The sequence below is a fragment of the Acinetobacter sp. YH12041 genome (assembly GCF_013419975.1).
In the GTDB taxonomy this organism is placed as follows: domain Bacteria; phylum Pseudomonadota; class Gammaproteobacteria; order Pseudomonadales; family Moraxellaceae; genus Acinetobacter.
Genome location: NZ_VOZC01000015.1, coordinates 53602 through 71670, shown reverse-complemented (window position 1 = coordinate 71670; position 18069 = coordinate 53602). Strand labels below are relative to the sequence as shown.

The window sequence follows — 18069 nt, the reverse complement described above, 5'->3', positions numbered from 1 at the left end:
ATCATCAATTACGCAAAATAATTTGGTACTATTAAACATCGGGACTAGAGTTTTAAGTTTTGTGTGGTAACTCAACTGATGGCTCTAGTCCTCTTATTTTTTAAGTCAATTTTTTATCCGCGATTCGGGTTTTTTAGTTCATTGGGATACTTTCAACCTAAAAACAATAAAGTATCTTCATCATTCATTTTTAATCATTCAACAATGACCAAAAAAATTTCCTTATCCTAACTTTCTCCCTGAGGGAGAAAGAACTTTAAATACGAATGGACTAATATTTTTTATTTTATGAAGAGATTTAACTAAGGAAAAAAATAACGAAAGGTCAGGTTAATTCTAGGTTCTAAAACCCGAGTCGTTTTCCGGATACAATGTTTCCAGTAGTGTTGGGTCTGTCCTCGCATCACAATCAACTGACCACTTTGTAAAAGCAGATCTACTGTTTCATTCTCTGTTTTGTGTTTAAAGCTCATCTTGCGGGTTGCCCCCAAACTGAGGGATGCAATCACATTTTCCTGTGACGTTCCCTGATATAAAGCCGCTTCATCATCACTATGCCAGCCCAGACCTTGCGAACCATCTTCATATAAATTGGCCAGACAGGAATTAAAGGAATGGCCCACTAATTTTTCAATATACTGCTTTAACCGAAATAGCCCCGGTGTCCAGATATGGGCTTCTTTGGAACTTCCGGAATAATGATATTGATAGTGTTCATCGCCATACCAGACGACTTTTCGCCCAGTAATATAATGCTTGCCAAATAAAGTGACTTCATCCGCTTGCCAGGCCAGATGAGCTAAAAAATGCTGTAAATATTGCTGGCTCTGCTGCTCATTTAAAATCTGGCCATAATCCTCTACCACCCCATCAAAGGGTAATAAATTCATTTGAGGTTCTGGCGCAAACAGGTCCAAAGTCATTTTAAAATCAGTCTAAAAATTTCAGTATCTTGCTGAAAAGATTGAGACTTATCCGGAAAAATTACAATCTAATTTCACAAATAAATACAACATTTACTCTTGTGAGTACCTTTATTTCTGCCTAGACTAAATTCAACTTTGACAATAAAAATAATTGCTTATGAATTTATGGCAGCTGTTTTTAAAACTTCGTCCCTTTGTCAGCCCTTATCGACTTCTGGTGATTGCAACCCTCATTCTGACCCTGATCGGTTCCTTTACTGCTCAGGTCAATGCACTGACCCTGCAATATGCAGTCGACAGTATCAATGCTTTGCTGGAACAAGGACAAGGGCTGGATGAAGGCTGGCATATACTGATTACTATCTCTGCCATTTTACTTGGTAAAGAGGTGGTGAATGCACTGGTACAGTTTGGGCAGAAGTTTTATGGAGAAAAGCTGCGGATTTTTATTTCCCAAGATCTGGCTCAAGGCATTATTGAAAAGTTTTTAAAATACCGGCTGGCATTTTTTAATCAGGATAATAATCAGGCTGGAAAATTACAGACCCGGATTGACCGCGGAATTGGCTCCCTCACTCGACTGGTTCAGATCTTTTTTATTGATATTTTCCCTTTATTTACCAGTGCAATTGTCGCGCTCGGATTGATGTACTATGCCAATTTTTATGTCGGACTGGTCGCCACAGCGATTGTACCGATCTACTTCTGGCTCACCTATAAACAGGCACAAAAACTCGGTGGATGGCGTCGTAGTCTGAGAGATGGCCGGGAAAAAAAGAGCCAAGGTATTCTCAGCATCATCAATTCAATTACGGTTATCAAATCCTTTAACCGGGAATCGATTGAATCAGACAAGCAGCTGAGCTTGCAGCGTGAACTGACCGATAACCAGATGAAAACCCGGCAGACCAGCTTCCTATTTGATGGTCTGAAAACCTTTATTGAACAGATCGGCATAGTGCTGATTATTATTCTGACCTCCTATTTTGTACTGGATGGCCAGATGAGTATCGGCATGATCATGTACCATGTGCTGCTCTTTAATAACGTCTCTGCCCCGATTCGCTCGCTGCACCGGATTTATGATGAAGTGAATGATGCCATGATCTATTCAGAAAGCTTCTTTAATATTCTGGAAGCGGATGCTGAAATTGAACAGAGTGGCCAGCAAAAACCACCTGTCCAAGGCCGATTTGAGCTAAGTGGCGTGAATTTTTATTATCCGAATGGGCATCATGCTTTAAAAGATATCAATATGGAAATCCGCCCCAATACCATTACCGCACTGGTAGGATTATCTGGTGCTGGTAAATCAACCTTGATCAGTCTGCTCGATAAATTTTATGAACCACAGGAAGGCCAGATCAAGCTGGATGGGATTGATTTAAAAGATTATGACACTCAATATCTGCGTGATCATATCGGATTGGTGCTACAGAAAAACCATATTTTCCAGGGCACAATTTTTGACAATATCCGTTATGGCAAAACCAATGCCAGTATGGATGAGGTGATTGCAGCTGCTCAAAAAGCCTCAATTCATGAACAGATTTTACAGCTACCGGATGGTTATGATTCCGATGCCCTGCAACTGTCCGGCGGTCAGCAACAGCGAATTGCCATCGCACGGATGTTCCTGAAAAACCCGCCGATTATTTTTCTGGACGAGCCGACGGCGAGTCTGGATGCCATTGCAACAGAACAAATTAAACAGAGTCTGGATCAGATCAAGCAAGGCCGTACTGTGATTATCATTTCGCATAGCCTGTCTCAAATTATTGATGCAGACTATACCTATGTGATGAAAGAAGGTTGTATTGCCGAACACGGTGAACATGACGCGCTTTATCATCAGGACGGCGTATATAAGGAAATTTTCGATGCAATGGCCAAGAGCCTGAATATTGAAAAAATTGCCAAGACTTTTGAAGATGATGCAGAGGAAGAAACGCATAGTTAGCTCTTCATTCAACTATCCCTAAAAAATAAAAGCGGTCTTTAAAGACCGCTTAAAATCAAGATTCATCGTCCAGTATTAAAACCGCATAATCCATTCACCCCTGATATAACGATAATCGTAATTCGTACCATAGAAAGAAGCACTGCGGTTATATCCGGCATTCATCCGCAGAAATTGCGAGCCACGAACAGGACTTTGTACATTAAGCTCAAATAGCCGGGTAGACTGGCTCGGATCCTGATTGATTTTTTCTCGGCCAAAGCCTGCCGTTAAGCCTGCAGACCAGCCAGCAAAACGCTGACGCCAGCCAAGAGCGAGCATCGATTCTTGATAATCTTCTGGGTTGAAGTACTCTCTACCCACATCTTCTTCACTGCTGCGATACATACGATAACGAGCCTGAAGCGTTAGACCCAGATCCAGTGAAGGCTGATAAATCAGTCTAAGACGGCCATGATCACGACGGTTATCATCCGAGAAAAACTGTGTTCCCGCTAACCCCACGAGAGTGACATGTTCACCTAAACCCTGATCCAGTGCAGCACCAACAAAAGTAAAATTCGTTCCTGTATCAAGTGCAGGCTGGGTTTCAACCCAGTCACGATTGGCAAAAAGTTCTACTGCTGTCTTTTCTGCAAGTGCGGTACGGTAACTGCCATCAAAGGTCAATAAAGTATGATCACCTTGCTCAAATAATCCTGCTTCCAGCGTCCAGCCCTTGGCTGTAGTAGATTCGATGTCTCGGCCAATAAATGAGATCTTCTGACCATCGCGTTTCCAGTCATCTGCCCTATATTGATAGGCACTACCACGCACACCCAGATAATGATCAGCATCTTCATATTGAGGCAAGAATTCCGCTGATAATTTACGAGTCTGGAAGCCTTCGCTATCGTCACTTAAAAAGAATTCCGTTCCAGCCGCTCGTTCACTTGCTGTCTGATCTTCATTTAATCCATTGGCCAGGCTGGCAGTACTCAAACTCATGAGCAGAGGAACACATACATATCTGATTTTCATAGTGTTCATTTTGTTCCCCAGGTTTTTCGTGTTCTCAACACTTCATCCATATAGCCTAAAATACTGGCAGGTTGAAGCAGGAAGCTATAGGCCAATACGTACAATAAAAAGCCACTGAAGTTTTTGCGAACCTTAAGCTCCAGGTCATTAAACATTCTGCGTTCAATCGAATAATTTAAAAAGCCCAACAGGAATGCCATTGGCAATAACACCAAAGTCATGATCCCGACAATCCAGTAATGTCCGAAACATGCCAGAATGATTCCCGGAATAAAGCCAAAGGTAAAGGCAATATCCAGCCACGGGAAAAACAGGTTCCAGTAAATAAAAAATGTAGAGAGTCTTGGCTTGATTAAAATACTAGGATGTTTAATGAATGCCTCAATCATGCCACGAGCCCAACGCTGACGCTGTTTAACAAACACTTTAAGCGTCGTCGGTGCATTGGTAAACAGGCAGGCATCCTCACAATGGCCAATCCGATAACCTGCATTTAACAAGGCCCAGGTCAGTACAATATCTTCACCTACACATTCAGGCCAGCCGCCGACTTCAATCAGGGCATTACGGTCATAAATAGAGAAAGCACCTTGCGCTACCAGAGTTCCCTGATAAAGAGATTGCAGGCGTTTGGTTGCCGAGATACCCAGAAAATAATCCCATTCCTGAGTTTTGGTCAGCAGATTGGTACGCGAATTACGTACCAGAATTTTACCTGCAACCGCACGTGTATTTGGAGGATCTGCCACATAGCGCTCAACAATATTAATCAGAGCAATACGATGGAGATAAGAATCCGCATCGACGGTAATCACCAGATCATGTTCGGCAAGTTTCAGGCCTTCATTTAAGGCATGCGCCTTCCCTGCATTTTGCTTTAAATCTAGTAAAGTCAGCCAGGGAAATCTTGATTCTGCTTTGCGGACAATCTCTGCGGTTTCATCCTGAGAACCATCATTGATCACAATAACCTGTAATTTTCCCGGATATTTTTGCTGGTTAATACTGACCAAAGTGTCTTCAATTGACGCGGCTTCATTGTAAGCAGCCACCAACATGGTAATCCCTGGATAAACTGCTAATGGCTGGCGTTTAGGGCGTCTGTCCATCATCAGGCTTAATGCCGCAAATGAGTTCATAAATCCTGGAATAATGGCAATACCATAAATCAGAAAAATAGCCCAAAAATAACCGATATAGCTGCTCAAATCATGCAACCAGTCCTGAGCAATCCAGATGGAAAATACGGTCCAAAAAGACGCACCCATTAACGCGATCACAAACTTTAACTGCACAGAAAAATAAATTCGGGAAGCTTCTCTTTGACTTTCATCAATGATCATGAATTTTCTCTTAAATATATAATTTCACTGAGTAAATGAATGCAGGGTTAGGTTTAGACCAGAAGTATGTGACTGATAACAAAAGAGCTTCGTTTTTCTTTCTTATCTATAGGTTTGATGAGCACATGAAAAAATCTTTTCACTTTCTGAAAATAATTCCATTTTCATAAATCAACCCGCATTTTGCTAAATTATATACAACTTTTGTATGTTTTTTGATAAATAGTTCACATTTCTTTTAATTAAATTTATAAAGCTTATTAGTAATTGTTATTTATGTGATTTTTCTCATAGTAATATTAGGGAACGCCTATCCTGTCTAGCTTTCACAATATCAAGAACATATTTTTGAAATAAAAAAAGCCTACACAATGCAGGCTTTTTATCATTATTTAGGTTTGCTTAACGCTGAAATTTTTGCTCAATTTCTTCGACACTGCTATGCCGTACATCCAGGCCCTTGACCATATAAATGACCTGTTCCGAAATATTACGTGCATGATCTCCAATGCGTTCCAGCGAACGTAGTACCCAAAGTACATTAATCACCCGACTAATATGCCGTGGATCTTCAATCATATAGGTCATTAAAGTACGGGTAGCGGACTGATATTCCCGGTCAATGTCGGCATCGGCCTGCATCACGCGCAGCGCTTGGTCTACATCCAGACGGGCAAAGGCATCCAATGCATCATGAATCATCACTCGAACTTGGTTACCAATATGTCGGGTTTCCATATAACCGCGTGGTGAACCACCCTCTTCACACAAAGTCTGGGCAATACGGGCAATTTTCGATGCTTCATCTCCAATCCGTTCCAGATCGGTATTGGCCTTGGACATGGCAAGCACCATGCGCAGATCAATAGCAGCAGGATGACGGCGAGCCAAAATCAGGGTGAGTGCCTCATCAATTTCACCTTCCAGGCGGTTCACAATATTGTCCTGAAACTGCACATCGACCGCCATGGCAGCATCTGTATCCAGCAGCGCATGAATGGCATTGGCTACCTGCTGTTCTACCATGCCACCCATGGTCATGAACTTGGTATTTACATCCTGCAATTCTTCATTAAATTGCGAAGAAATGTGATGACTAAGTACAGGATTATTGGGACTCAAGGAAATCTACTCCTGAACAGGAAAAGGCAAGAACACTTCATGAAATATCATTAAAGCATGACCATCATGAAAGTTTGATGACAACTTGTTAGCCTTTTTTAAGAGCGGTCATATTCAATGAGCCAGGCATTCATCTCTGCCAGTTCCTTTTCTGTCAATTGTCCTACCGAAGCCTGTAATTGCAGTACATGCAGCAAATAATCATATTTGGCATTCAGATAATCGGTCTTGGCAGAGAAAGCATTGCGCTGGGCCAGTAATACATCCACCATGGTTTTTAAACCTTCCTGATATTGAGCTCTGGAAGCTTGAGAAACGATATCTGAAGACTGCATCGCTGCTTTACGTGCATTCAGCTTGGCCTCATCCGTTTCTACCTGCAGATAAGACTGTTTGACATCGGTGTTGGCTTTGCGAATGGCAGCATCCAGTTGGGCTTCACTTCGCTGCACATTTACGCCGGCCTGACGAATACTTTTTTGGGTTCGGCCCCCGGTAAACAGGTTCCAGTTAACTTCGACACCAATCTGGTCAAAATCCCCATTGGTTGATAACACTGTTTCAGGGGTCTGCTTCAAATAGCCATAGGTTCCAACGGCTTCAACCTGAGGATAGAGAGCAGCCTGCTCCACCCGTTTGGCATCTTCAGAATAGCGTTTCTGCAAACGTGCCTGCAAAATTTCCAGATTCTGGTTTTGTGCCAGTTCGGTCCAGGAACCGATATTACTTGGAACAGGTTTCTGGAACTGGAAATCCTCACGCAGAACCGCCAGATTTTCCTGATAAGGTCCAATCAACTGAGCCAACTGTTCCTGAGCTAGAACCAACTGCACCTGTGTAGAAATCCGGTTAGCTTGCGCACTCTGATATTGGGCATTGGCTTCACTGACATCACTTCTCGCCACGAGCCCTTCTCGAAGTTTGGCATTCATCATCCTTAACTGTTCTGATAAAGCCTGCTCTTCCTGTAAATAAGCTGTGGTTAAAGACTGCTGACGTAAAACATTAAAATAGGCTTCTGCCACCTGCAAAATATGCTGCTGCTTTTGCAGACGTAAATTAACTTCACTAAGTTCTACCGAGGTTTTGACCTGCTTATAACCCTGCCAAGCATCCCAGCGAAACAATGGCTGACGTACAGTAACTGCAATCTGACGCGTGGTCGTACTCGAACCCTGTAATTCCCCAAATTCGGCAGGCAAACCTTCTATCGATGAATTATCAGCAGACTGGTTTTTACGGGTCACATTTCCAGATAAAGTCACAGTCGGCAATAAATTTCCGCTGGCAATGCCCAGATTGAGCTGGTCCGACTGGTATTGCAACAGATTCGCCTGCCAGTTCGGATCATTCTGCTGGGCACGCTGATAAGCTTCAAGCAGATCCAGCGCAAACAGTGTCGGACTGACACCCAATAAACAGGCACTGACGATGAGTTTTAATTTCATTTTATAGTTTTCACCCCTACAGCCATTTCAATCATCAGATTAAGGCGCTTTAAACCCAGCAATACTAAAGATTTCTTTTGATTTTTTACGTATGACTTTTATTAATTTTCTCTTATAGATCCACGATTTTATTCAATATTCCTCCTATTTTCCCCTTCCTGCATCCTAGCTTAACAAAGCCATTCACAATACTACACATAGAACTTGAATTAGATCTATACAATATAGCTCCCAGTAAGGCAGTTATTTCTGATTTCATCTATATAGAGTCCTGAAGCATAGTGTTAACGCGAATTCATTCGATATTCAAAGTTTGTTTTGTTTTCAGCAGTTTGCTGTTCGTAGGCGGATGCCAGCAATCCTCAGAACCGCAAGTTGAAATGGAACAGGCCGAGGTTAAAACCGTTCAATCTCCCGCGAACGATTTCACCCTCATGTGTGAAAATATTGAAAAAAACATGTCCCAGATTAATGAACAGCGCACCACTTTTGCCCTGGAACAGATTAATCAGGACCTTAAAGTGTGTCTGCCGCTCATGGAACTGGCCGAGCAGAAACACCTGATGCAGCGTTCCACAGAAATGTATCAACGCTTCCTGCATGTGGAACGTACCGAATTCCAACAACGTGCTTTCGAGCAATATGCTCTGGATATGGCTCAGCATCCTACTATTCAGCAAAGCCACTTTGAACAGTTGACCACACGCGACCAGTATTTATTGAAGCATAAAGGTCAGGCCTATGTAGAACTCTTAGATCAGGGCAATGGCACGCTACAATATCGTCGTAGCCCGGAATATCTGGTACGTATCTTTGCGCCGTATTTACCAGCTGCCGAAAAGGTATTTATTGAAAATCTGGCTGAGCAGAATATGGAACCGGTCTTGGTCGAAAAACGCTTACAGCTTGAAGCTGCCAATATTGCCGCTCGCGCTTTATTCTGGGAAGATTATCTGCAAACTTATCCGAAAAGTAGCTATCAGCGCGATGCCGAATATCTGCTGAAACAATATACTTATTTCCTGTTCAGAGGCAGCGAGCAATCGCCAATCTCTGAGGATTATCGTGACCGTTATTCAGTAGAAACCAGCCATCTGGAAACTATTATTGGTCTAGCGCGTGGTCAGAAATCCAAGTTATCGACACAGGCGCAATTATTTTTAGAGTTTCTGGACATGAATCCTGAACAGCGTCAGCGTGCCTTAGCTGCGGAATATCGTGACCGTTCCAGCACTGAACAGATTTTATATTATGCTCAAGTCACCCCACCCTCACAGAACTATGGTAAAGACTGCTTTAAGGATGCGATCTGTCTTTAAAACAATCTTTTCTTAAAAATCGATGAGATAGCCGAAAATCAGCAACTCCTCCCAATTTAAAGCTACTTTTTAAATACCAACTAAGCTAAGATTTAGCCTCGCTTGACGGAGCGCGAGTAATAACTCGCTGAGATCACTTAAATCAGCCTTTTCGGCCATTTGATAGTGAGTACCGTTGAACCTGATCAGGTTAATACCTGCGTAGGAATCAAGCCATCTAAAAACGACTACCCTTGTTTTATCTACTCCCAGATAATTCTGTCCACGTTTTTGGTCGTGCTTGATTCGTTGATGTCATTCATAAGGATCATTGCAATGAGCCAGTTAACGAATCTTTCTTCTGAAACTCCCCTTACTCCACACGAGCAGGAAGCGCGCGATCTGACCCGCATTCTGCCGGCTTCCCGTAAAGTTTATCTGCAAGGCTCGCGTCCTGATATTCAGGTGCCCATGCGAGAAATTTCTCTCAGCGAAACTCCGACTGGTCTGGGCGGTGAATATAATGCACCGTTGATGGTCTATGACACTTCAGGGGTTTATACCGATCCAAATGTTGAAATTGATCTGAATAAAGGCCTACCAAATCTGCGTGAAGGCTGGATTGAACAACGTAATGACACAGAAATGCTAGATGATTTAAGTTCTGAGTTTGGTCGCCAACGTCTGCGCGATATCCGTACTGCCAATATCCGCTTTGCCCATATTCAGAAACCACGCCGGGCTAAACTTGGCCAGAATGTGACCCAGATGCACTATGCCAAACAGGGCATTATTACGCCGGAAATGGAATATATCGCGATTCGGGAAAACTTGCGTCAGCTGGAAGGGACCGATATGCGTCAGCATCCGGGACAGAATTTTGGTGCCAAAAATTTACAGGAAATCACCCCTGAATTTGTCCGTCAGGAAGTCGCTGCAGGCCGTGCCATTATTCCTGCCAATATCAATCACCCTGAACTGGAACCAATGATTATTGGTCGCAATTTCCTGGTCAAGATTAATGCCAACATCGGTAACTCGGCACTGGGTTCATCCATTGAAGAAGAAGTTTCAAAAATGACCTGGGCAACCCGCTGGGGTGCCGACACCATTATGGATCTGTCGACTGGTCAGAATATTCATGAAACCCGTGAATGGATTATCCGTAACTCTCCAGTGCCAATCGGTACCGTACCAATTTATCAGGCACTAGAAAAAGTCAACGGCGTAGCTGAAGACCTGACCTGGGAAATCTTTAAAGATACCTTGATTGAACAGGCTGAACAGGGCGTGGATTACTTCACGATTCATGCCGGTGTGTTACTTCGTTATGTACCACTGACCGCGAATCGTTTGACTGGCATCGTATCGCGTGGTGGTTCGATCATGGCACAGTGGTGTCTGGCACATCATCAGGAAAACTTCCTTTATACCCATTTCGATGAAATTTGTGAAATCATGAAAGCCTATGATGTGTCTTTCAGCCTTGGGGATGGCTTACGTCCGGGCTGTATTCAGGATGCCAATGACGAAGCGCAATTTGCCGAGCTACGCACTTTGGGTGAACTAACGCATCGTGCCTGGGAACATGATGTACAGGTGATGATCGAAGGTCCTGGCCATGTACCGATGCATATGATTAAGGAAAATATGGATCTGCAGCTGGAAGTCTGTAAGGAAGCCCCTTTCTATACCCTTGGGCCGTTAACCACAGATATCGCACCGGGTTATGACCACATTACTTCGGCGATAGGTGCCGCGATGATTGGCTGGTACGGTACGGCAATGCTTTGCTACGTGACACCGAAAGAACATTTAGGCTTGCCGAACAAGAAAGATGTGAAAGATGGCATCATTACCTACAAGATTGCTGCACATGCTGCTGATCTGGCCAAAGGTCATCCGGGAGCACAAGCGCGTGACAATGCCCTGTCTAAAGCCCGTTTTGAGTTCCGTTGGGAAGACCAGTTTAACCTGAGCCTGGATCCGGACACAGCACGCAGTATGCATGATGAAACCATGCCAAAAGCGGCGCATAAATCGGCTCACTTCTGCTCAATGTGCGGACCAAAGTTCTGTTCAATGAAAATCACGCAAAATGTGCGGGATTATGCCAGCCAGTTATCTGCTGATGAAACCCCGGCTGTAACGCAGGCAGAGATTGAAGCCGGCCTTAAGCAGATGAAAAACGATTTCCATAGCTCTGGTCAAAAATTGTACCACAAGGTGTAAAACCGTAAAAAAAACAGTTGTTTTCATAAAAATCTCAGATAGGATGAAAAAAATAAGTTATTTCATCCTTTTCTGAGTTATGAATATTATTAAACAAGCCTCTTATAATAAAAAAGATTTTAGGATAGAGGCCCGTGAGTTTTTATATCGGGGATTTATTCAGGTGGAAAAAGTCACGTTACGTCATCGTGTCTTCCATCAGGAATCTTATACACCTGCATTGCAGCGTGAGCTCATCCATCGTCCTGAAGCCGCTGGGGTACTGCTGTATAACGATCAACAGCAAAAATTTGGCTTGATTGAACAGTTCCGTATTGGGGGATTGGATGATCAGGATACGCCATGGCAACTAGAAGTCATTGCCGGTGTACTGGATGGCGATGAAACGCCTGAGACCTGTATTCGCCGCGAAGCTTTCGAAGAGTCAGGCTGCACTGTTGATTCCTTACAGCATCTTTTCAGTTTCTACCCTTCTGCCGGTGCCTGCTCGGAACTGTTTCATCTTTATGTCGCCCAGACTGAACTGCCTGAAAAAGGCGGTATTTTTGGTATGCCGGATGAAGGGGAAAATATCCAGCTGCACATTCTGGATTATGCCGATATTCCGACCCTGCTGAGTAATGGTCGCCTTAGAAATGCACCTGTGATTATGGCCTTACAATGGCTACAACAGCATCAACAGGCTGTCCCGTCAGGTTTAAGGGGGCAGACATGACATCGGAAAAATTCAATCCTGCATCGACACAAGAATGGACCATTATCCAGATTTCTGACACCCATTTGATGGATCAGCCCAATCTGGAATTCGCGAATATGAATCCCGAGCAGAGCTTCCATGAAGTCATGCAGCATATTCAGCACAATTTTCCAGAAATGGATGCACTCGTACATACCGGTGATCTGGCACAGGTGCCGATCGCAGAAACCTATACACGTTATTTAAAATATATCCAGTCCTGTCAGGTGCCCTATTACCAGATTCCGGGCAATCATGATGACATCAAGGTCTTCCCTTTTTATCAGGATCGAGATCAGGCACATGCCATCCATTTTGGCAACTGGACCCTGATTTTACTAAATAGTGCAGTCCAGGATCGGATAGATGGTTGGGTAGAGCAGGCTCAACTGGAACAGCTAGACCAATTATTGCTTGAATATCGTAATCAGCATGTGGTTGTGGCTTGCCATCATCATCCTTTTGCGATGAAGTCGCACTGGATTGACCAGCACCGGCTAAAGAATGCCGAAGATCTAAAAGATGTACTGGCCCGGCACCAGAATGTGAAGCTGGTTCTGTTTGGTCATGTGCATCAGGATTCCTGCAATGAATGGCACGGTATCCAGTTTTTATCGACGCCATCGACCAGCGTACAGTTCAAACCCAAGAGTGATGAATTCGCGCTAGACCAGGCGGCACCTGGCTATCGTGTATTACATTTGAAACAAAATGGGGAGTTCGATACACATATCGAACGTGTGACCTTAAGCCAGCAAAATATTAATACCGAAATTTCAGGTTATTAACTTTGCATTTTATTTTTTTTGAATTACTTTATTGCAACCAAAGGAAATGTGATATCTATAATCCAGACATCAAAGACTATCAAAAAGCATAAAAAGTCTATATGATGACGACCCCCGTAGGAGGATAATCTTTCTACAGGGTGGATAAAAATTGCATATCACCATATTTTTTGCGTATTAACATACGCATATGATGAGGAATGCCCTAAATGGCGAATGACAACCAAAATCAAGTCTTAGACGAACAAACTGATGTTGTAGAGGAAAAACCTACAAAACGTGTGCGCAAATCTAAGCCGAAAACGACTGAGGGTGGTTCTACTGCTAGCTTATTTGGTATTGAACCTTATCAACCTAAAAAAAATGAAGAATACATGTCTGAAGGGCAGCTTGAACACTTCCGCCAAATCTTGATGGCATGGAAAGCTGAACTGATGTCAGAAGTTGATCGTACTTTAAATACGATGCAAGACGAAAACACTGCACTCCCTGATGTAAACGACCGTGCGACTCAGGAAGAAGAATTTGCTATCGAACTTCGTACTCGTGACCGTGAACGTAAACTGATCCGCAAAATCGAGCAATCTATCGAAGCGATTAAAAACGATGACTACGGTTTCTGTGAAACTTGTGGTATCGAAATTGGTCTGCGCCGTCTAGAAGCACGTCCAACTGCAACTTTATGTATCGACTGCAAAACTTTGGCAGAGATCAAAGAGAAGCAAAATAACGGTTAAGCATGTCTTTAAGTAATCCCTCCCTGACCCTCCCTTTATCAAAGGAAGGGAAAGCTGAAGAGAATTACGTGGGCCGGTTCGCGCCATCGCCAACCGGCCCTTTGCATTTTGGTTCACTCATTACCGCAGTCGCTAGCTACTGTGATGCCAAAGCCCATCAGGGGCGCTGGCTAGTCCGCATTGAAGATACCGACATCCCGCGAATTTATCCCGGCAGCGAAGAACATATTTTGCGTGCCTTGGATGCTTTTGAATTCGAGCCAGATGGAGAAATCATTTACCAGAAAGACCGTCTGGATATTTACGAAAATGTGATCCAACAACTGCGTCAGCAGGGTCTGGTCTATGCCTGCCAATGTACCCGCAAAATGCTGGGTTCTAATCATATTTATCAGGACACCTGTCGTGACTTAGGTTTGTCTTTTGAACATCAGGCAATTCGGGTCAAGGTTGAAGATGTTGAAATCTGTTTTGAAGACCGTCTACAAGGCCGACACTGCTCACAACTGAAAAAGGACTTGGGCGATTTTGTCTTAAAACGCCGTGATGGCATCATCAATTATCAGTTGGCAGTTGTGGTCGATGACTATCTGCAAGGCATGACCCATGTAGTCCGTGGTGCAGACCTTTTGGACAACACTGAACGTCAGATTTACCTAGGTCAATTACTAGGTTATCCGCGTTTAAGCTATATGCATTTACCACTGGCAATGAATGATCAGGGCCAAAAACTGTCCAAGCAAAATCTGGCGCAAGCACTGGATCTTGATCAAGCTCCCCTGCTCTTGCAAAAAGCACTTCAAGCCCTATGTCAGGTGCCCGTAGAACTGGATCGCCCTGCTCATATGCTCGAACAAGCCGTCGCACAATGGGATATTTCCCGAATCCCGCATACAACTGAGCTACAAGGTCACTATTTATAAAAACAGGTTTTCACTTAAGCTAAAAGCAATAACAAAGGCGAGTGAGGACTATAAAAATGTTTTTTATTTTTGGTGTAGGACCGAAAACCAAAGTCATTGAGAAAAGTCAGTTTCTTTGTCCAGTCTGCCGAACCCGTTCTGGGTATGAACTAAAACAGCAGCGTAATTATTTTTCTTTATTTTTTATTCCGCTGATTCCACTTTCCAAGGCGAAAAGTGCTTTTGTGCGTTGCCTGAATTGTGGAACTGTCATGCCGAGCACAGTACTTGACCATGCTCAGCCTGATCCACAGCGTCCGTCTAATCTAGAAGCTTGATTCTTCCCGGCTTGGATTGACCTGCTGGGTCGTTGAATCAATTTTCAGAATCAAACTGATCATCACTGCACAAACAATAAGTGATGAACCGCCATAACTAATAAATGGCAGGGTCAACCCTTTGGTTGGCAATAGGCCCATATTCATCCCGGCGTTTACCAGAATCTGTAACAGGAAAATGATACTGATCCCATAAGCCAGATAACCTGCACGCAAGTACTGATGCTGCAAGGCACGATGCCCAATCCGGATACAGCAGACCATCACGGTGAAGGACAGAATCAGAATAGTAGAAATACCCAAGAAACCAAATTCTTCCCCTAAGATCGCCAACATGAAGTCAGTATGCGCTTCCGGTAGATAAGACATTTTCTGGATACTGTGGCCTAGCCCTACTCCCGTCCATTCGCCACGACCAAAGGCCATCAAGGCATTCGAAAGCTGATAACCGGTACCGAGCGGATCTTCCCAAGGATTCGAGAATGACAATAAACGTTGTAAACGATAAGGTTCCAGAGCAATCGCAGCAGCAAACGCACCTAATAAGGTTATAAAAGCAACACCGAACTGAATCCAGGGTGCACCAGCCAGGAAGAATACACCGAGCATGGTCAGGGTGATTACCACTGTGGCACCCAAGTCAGGTTCAAGAATAATCAGACCAACCGTTGCACCCATAATAGCACTTAAACGCACCAAGCCTTTGATATTATTACGAACCTCTTCAGCACGACGCACGACATAGTCAGCGGTAAAAATCGCCATCATGACCTTGGCGACTTCCGAAGCCTGCAAGGTAAAACCAGCCACCCGGATCCAGCGCTTGGAACCGTTTACCTCAGTCCCGACAAAGAGGACGGCGACTAGCAAAACAATAGTAATAATCCATAAAAAGAAGGTGTTATTGAACCAGACCTTTAATGGGACTTTATAAGCTAAAAAGGCTGCACCGGCCGCAACCAGAATCGAGATCGCATGTCGGGTCACATAATGGAAAGCATTCTCATGCATCCGTTCCGCATAAGGCATCGAAGCCGATGCCACCATGATCGAACCGATGCACAGCAAAGCCAGTACACAAAAAATCAGCACATTACGCGGATTAACTTCAGCGGGTAACTTAGGTACCCACTGCTGATAAAATTGATTAATTTTATTGATCGCAGTCTGAGCAAACTCAGCCATATCACGAATCCTTGTTATTCTTAATTGAGTTCATTCACATAGGCCACAAACTTGCGACCACGTTCCGGATAACCGGAGAACATGTCAAAACTTGCACATGCAGGAGACAATAACACGACATCATGTGCCTGAGTGCGCTTTTGGCAAACTTCTACTGCTTCCTGTAGGCTTTCTGCATGCACCAGCTCAGTTGTACCCGCAATGGCTTTTTCAATAATTGGACGGTCCACACCAATCAATACGGCTACTTTTGCATACTTAGATAATGAGTCACGTAAAGCAGTAAAGTCCTGGCCTTTACCCTGACCGCCAAGAATAATGGCAACTTTACCACCTTGGGCTTCGATCGCCATGCCTAGACCATCAAGTGCTGCCAGCGTTGCACCAATGTTGGTTCCTTTGGAGTCATTATAATAACGTACCCCATTGACTTCTTTAACAAATTCGCAGCGATGTTCCAAGCCTTTGAAGGTTTTTAACGTATCCAGCATAACGTTCATTGGCAAGCCAATTGCTTCACCTAAAGCTAAGCAAGCCAAGGCATTCGCCACATTATGGGTACCTTGAATATACATGTCAGAACTTTTGAGCAGACGTTCACGACCACGTGCCAGCCAGATTGTGCCATCCGTATCTTTGAGAATACCGTACTGGTTGATGTCTGGTGCATTCAAACCAAAGCTCTGCATCGGTGTTGCATCTGGAACCAGTGGACGGGTCAGTGAATCATCACGGTTAAACACCACTTTTTTCACACCTTGGAAAATACGGTGTTTGGCGGTGTGATAACCCATCATGTCGCCATGACGATCCAGATGGTCTTCACTCATATTCAGAACAACAGCCACTTCAGCCTGCAAGTTTGATGTGGTTTCTAACTGGAAGCTCGACAACTCCAAAATATACAGTTCAGGATCATCTTTGGTCAGATCCAGTGCTGGACGACCAAGATTTCCCCCAACTGCCACTTTTTTACCCGCATTCGCTGCCATCAGACCGATTAAAGTAGTGACTGTACTTTTGGCATTTGAACCGGTAATGGCCACAATCGGCTTATCAGTCGCGCGACGTAAAATCTGGATTTCACTTACTACAGGAATACCTTGAGCCAGTGCTGCTTGAATCTCAGGCAGTTTCGGATCAAGTCCCGGGCTGATGATAATTTCTTCGGCAGAGAGCAACAGATTCTGGTCAAACTTGCCAAAACTGGTCTGTACTTCCGCAGGAATCTGGTCATGTCCCGGAGGGGTGGCTCTTGAGTCCGTTACTGCAACGCGGTAGCCTTGGTCATGTAAGAAGTTGACCGCTGCAACACCTGAAATCCCGAGTCCTGCAACGACTTTTAATCCACCACGTTGTATTAACATTTTCGCCCCATTTTCTGGTCTATTTTAAAACTGACGAAATGGTAGCACTTTGCTGTTTTGAATGCTTTTTCTGTTTTGACTTTCTCTGGCATTTTTTGTGTCAGGGCGTAAAAAAATATCGTTAAATCTTCATCTTTAATCGGTTTAATAATTAATAAATTTTTATTGGAGCCATCATGGGAATAAAAGTTAAGACTATGCTATCCATAACTTGAAAGGAAAATCAGATAACGCTTCCATTCATAATATAGAAAAATAGTGGATTCTTTTCACCTAGATAAATTAATAAGTTTTTAAAAAATAAAAAATGAGGGAGCTTATTTCTAAGCTCCCTACTCATTTGCATGCTCAGTTTTTATTCTTAAACAGAATGAAAGTTTACTTCCATTTCACTGCCTGAGCTTTAGGTTTTGTACTTGAGCTTTGTTCCGATGCCGGACAGGCACAGTTACCACCACAGCCATTGGCCATAGCCGGTTTTAACCATTTCGCCAGCGTATGCCAGCCTTTGGCTGCACAGGTATCAGACAGCTTCTGGAAGACTGAGCGTGAGGTATTCGGAAATACCTTTTTAAATACCACGAGCGCACTCCAGACAACCAGTACCGCTACAATCAGAATTTCAATCATCTCAATCTCCCATTCACATGATCAGTCAGATCGAGCC

16 protein-coding genes and 1 riboswitch are annotated in these 18069 nt (G+C 43.7%); of the genes, 8 read left to right on the top strand and 8 right to left on the bottom strand.

Annotation, left to right across the window (positions count from 1 at the left end; all coding sequences use genetic code 11):
* Positions 1-302: 302 nt before the first annotated feature.
* Positions 303-923, bottom strand: a complete 621-nt coding sequence (locus FTU00_RS11835; protein WP_180179758.1) for an alpha-ketoglutarate-dependent dioxygenase AlkB — start codon at positions 921-923, stop codon at positions 303-305.
* A gap of 160 nt (positions 924-1083) precedes the next feature.
* On the opposite strand from FTU00_RS11835, the gene FTU00_RS11830 reads away from it, so the two are divergent.
* On the top strand, positions 1084-2886 hold the full coding sequence (locus FTU00_RS11830; RefSeq protein ID WP_159124355.1) for an ABC transporter ATP-binding protein: 1803 nt from the start codon (positions 1084-1086) through the stop codon (positions 2884-2886).
* A 75-nt stretch (positions 2887-2961) separates the two neighbouring features.
* Here the strand turns inward: FTU00_RS11830 and FTU00_RS11825 are convergent, their stop codons facing one another.
* From FTU00_RS11825 to FTU00_RS11810, 4 genes are all read right to left on the bottom strand, one after another.
* Positions 2962-3873, bottom strand: coding sequence for a hypothetical protein (locus FTU00_RS11825; RefSeq protein WP_257229810.1), 912 nt, complete (start codon positions 3871-3873; stop codon positions 2962-2964).
* A 38-nt stretch (positions 3874-3911) separates the two neighbouring features.
* On the bottom strand, positions 3912-5249 hold the full coding sequence (locus FTU00_RS11820) for a glycosyltransferase family 2 protein (protein WP_257229809.1): 1338 nt from the start codon (positions 5247-5249) through the stop codon (positions 3912-3914).
* 402 nt (positions 5250-5651) lie between these two features.
* Complete coding sequence (phoU, locus tag FTU00_RS11815) at positions 5652-6371, bottom strand: phosphate signaling complex protein PhoU (RefSeq protein WP_034705351.1); 720 nt, start codon at positions 6369-6371, stop codon at positions 5652-5654.
* A gap of 98 nt (positions 6372-6469) precedes the next feature.
* The gene (locus tag FTU00_RS11810; RefSeq protein ID WP_180179756.1) at positions 6470-7819 is read right to left on the bottom strand and encodes a TolC family outer membrane protein; all 1350 of its coding nucleotides are present in this window, start codon (positions 7817-7819) and stop codon (positions 6470-6472) included.
* Positions 7820-8100: 281 nt separating this feature from the next.
* Here FTU00_RS11810 and FTU00_RS11805 point away from each other — a divergent pair, with 281 nt between their 5' ends.
* From FTU00_RS11805 to FTU00_RS11775, 7 genes are all read left to right on the top strand, one after another.
* Positions 8101-9138 (top strand): hypothetical protein, encoded by a 1038-nt coding sequence (locus FTU00_RS11805; protein WP_179992200.1) that lies wholly within the window; start codon positions 8101-8103, stop codon positions 9136-9138.
* Between the two features lie 96 nt (positions 9139-9234).
* Positions 9235-9363: riboswitch (TPP riboswitch) on the top strand.
* 90 nt (positions 9364-9453) lie between these two features.
* The gene (gene thiC / locus FTU00_RS11800) at positions 9454-11349 is read left to right on the top strand and encodes a phosphomethylpyrimidine synthase ThiC (protein ID WP_159124360.1); all 1896 of its coding nucleotides are present in this window, start codon (positions 9454-9456) and stop codon (positions 11347-11349) included.
* Between the two features lie 79 nt (positions 11350-11428).
* Positions 11429-12064, top strand: a complete 636-nt coding sequence (locus tag FTU00_RS11795; protein WP_034169767.1) for an NUDIX domain-containing protein — start codon at positions 11429-11431, stop codon at positions 12062-12064.
* The gene (cpdA, locus tag FTU00_RS11790) at positions 12061-12873 is read left to right on the top strand and encodes a 3',5'-cyclic-AMP phosphodiesterase (protein ID WP_159124361.1); all 813 of its coding nucleotides are present in this window, start codon (positions 12061-12063) and stop codon (positions 12871-12873) included. The genes FTU00_RS11795 and cpdA overlap by 4 nt, the downstream gene beginning before the upstream one ends.
* 209 nt (positions 12874-13082) lie before the next feature.
* Entirely contained in the window at positions 13083-13610 is a 528-nt protein-coding gene (gene dksA / locus FTU00_RS11785) for an RNA polymerase-binding protein DksA (protein ID WP_004787252.1), read from the top strand.
* 2 nt (positions 13611-13612) lie between these two features.
* Positions 13613-14533, top strand: a complete 921-nt coding sequence (gluQRS, locus tag FTU00_RS11780; protein WP_180179755.1) for a tRNA glutamyl-Q(34) synthetase GluQRS — start codon at positions 13613-13615, stop codon at positions 14531-14533.
* A 56-nt stretch (positions 14534-14589) separates the two neighbouring features.
* Positions 14590-14850, top strand: a complete 261-nt coding sequence (locus tag FTU00_RS11775; protein WP_159124363.1) for a zinc ribbon domain-containing protein — start codon at positions 14590-14592, stop codon at positions 14848-14850.
* On the opposite strand, the gene ftsW is transcribed toward FTU00_RS11775, so the two are convergent.
* The 3 genes from ftsW to FTU00_RS11760 all read right to left on the bottom strand — a co-directional run bounded on the left by ftsW (position 14839) and on the right by FTU00_RS11760 (position 18032).
* Positions 14839-16035, bottom strand: a complete 1197-nt coding sequence (gene ftsW, locus FTU00_RS11770; protein ID WP_004787257.1) for a putative lipid II flippase FtsW — start codon at positions 16033-16035, stop codon at positions 14839-14841. The genes FTU00_RS11775 and ftsW overlap by 12 nt on opposite strands.
* Positions 16036-16055: 20 nt before the next feature.
* Complete coding sequence (gene murD, locus FTU00_RS11765; protein ID WP_180179754.1) at positions 16056-17402, bottom strand: UDP-N-acetylmuramoyl-L-alanine--D-glutamate ligase; 1347 nt, start codon at positions 17400-17402, stop codon at positions 16056-16058.
* Positions 17403-17780: 378 nt separating this feature from the next.
* Complete coding sequence (locus FTU00_RS11760) at positions 17781-18032, bottom strand: DUF6587 family protein (protein ID WP_180179753.1); 252 nt, start codon at positions 18030-18032, stop codon at positions 17781-17783.
* Positions 18033-18069: the final 37 nt, after the last annotated feature.

Bases quoted from the DNA above. Each gene is read 5' to 3' on its own strand.
- FTU00_RS11835 (WP_180179758.1), bottom strand. From the start codon at position 923: ATGACTTTGGACCTGTTTGCGCCAGAACCTCAAATGAATTTATTACCC.
- FTU00_RS11830 (WP_159124355.1), top strand. From the start codon at position 1,084: ATGAATTTATGGCAGCTGTTTTTAAAACTTCGTCCCTTTGTCAGCCCT.
- FTU00_RS11825 (WP_257229810.1), bottom strand. From the start codon at position 3,873: ATGAGTTTGAGTACTGCCAGCCTGGCCAATGGATTAAATGAAGATCAG.
- FTU00_RS11820 (WP_257229809.1), bottom strand. From the start codon at position 5,249: ATGATCATTGATGAAAGTCAAAGAGAAGCTTCCCGAATTTATTTTTCT.
- FTU00_RS11810 (WP_180179756.1), bottom strand. From the start codon at position 7,819: ATGAAATTAAAACTCATCGTCAGTGCCTGTTTATTGGGTGTCAGTCCG.
- thiC (WP_159124360.1), top strand. From the start codon at position 9,454: ATGAGCCAGTTAACGAATCTTTCTTCTGAAACTCCCCTTACTCCACAC.
- FTU00_RS11795 (WP_034169767.1), top strand. From the start codon at position 11,429: ATGAATATTATTAAACAAGCCTCTTATAATAAAAAAGATTTTAGGATA.
- cpdA (WP_159124361.1), top strand. From the start codon at position 12,061: ATGACATCGGAAAAATTCAATCCTGCATCGACACAAGAATGGACCATT.
- dksA (WP_004787252.1), top strand. From the start codon at position 13,083: ATGGCGAATGACAACCAAAATCAAGTCTTAGACGAACAAACTGATGTT.
- gluQRS (WP_180179755.1), top strand. From the start codon at position 13,613: ATGTCTTTAAGTAATCCCTCCCTGACCCTCCCTTTATCAAAGGAAGGG.
- FTU00_RS11775 (WP_159124363.1), top strand. From the start codon at position 14,590: ATGTTTTTTATTTTTGGTGTAGGACCGAAAACCAAAGTCATTGAGAAA.
- ftsW (WP_004787257.1), bottom strand. From the start codon at position 16,035: ATGGCTGAGTTTGCTCAGACTGCGATCAATAAAATTAATCAATTTTAT.
- murD (WP_180179754.1), bottom strand. From the start codon at position 17,402: ATGTTAATACAACGTGGTGGATTAAAAGTCGTTGCAGGACTCGGGATT.
- FTU00_RS11760 (WP_180179753.1), bottom strand. From the start codon at position 18,032: ATGATTGAAATTCTGATTGTAGCGGTACTGGTTGTCTGGAGTGCGCTC.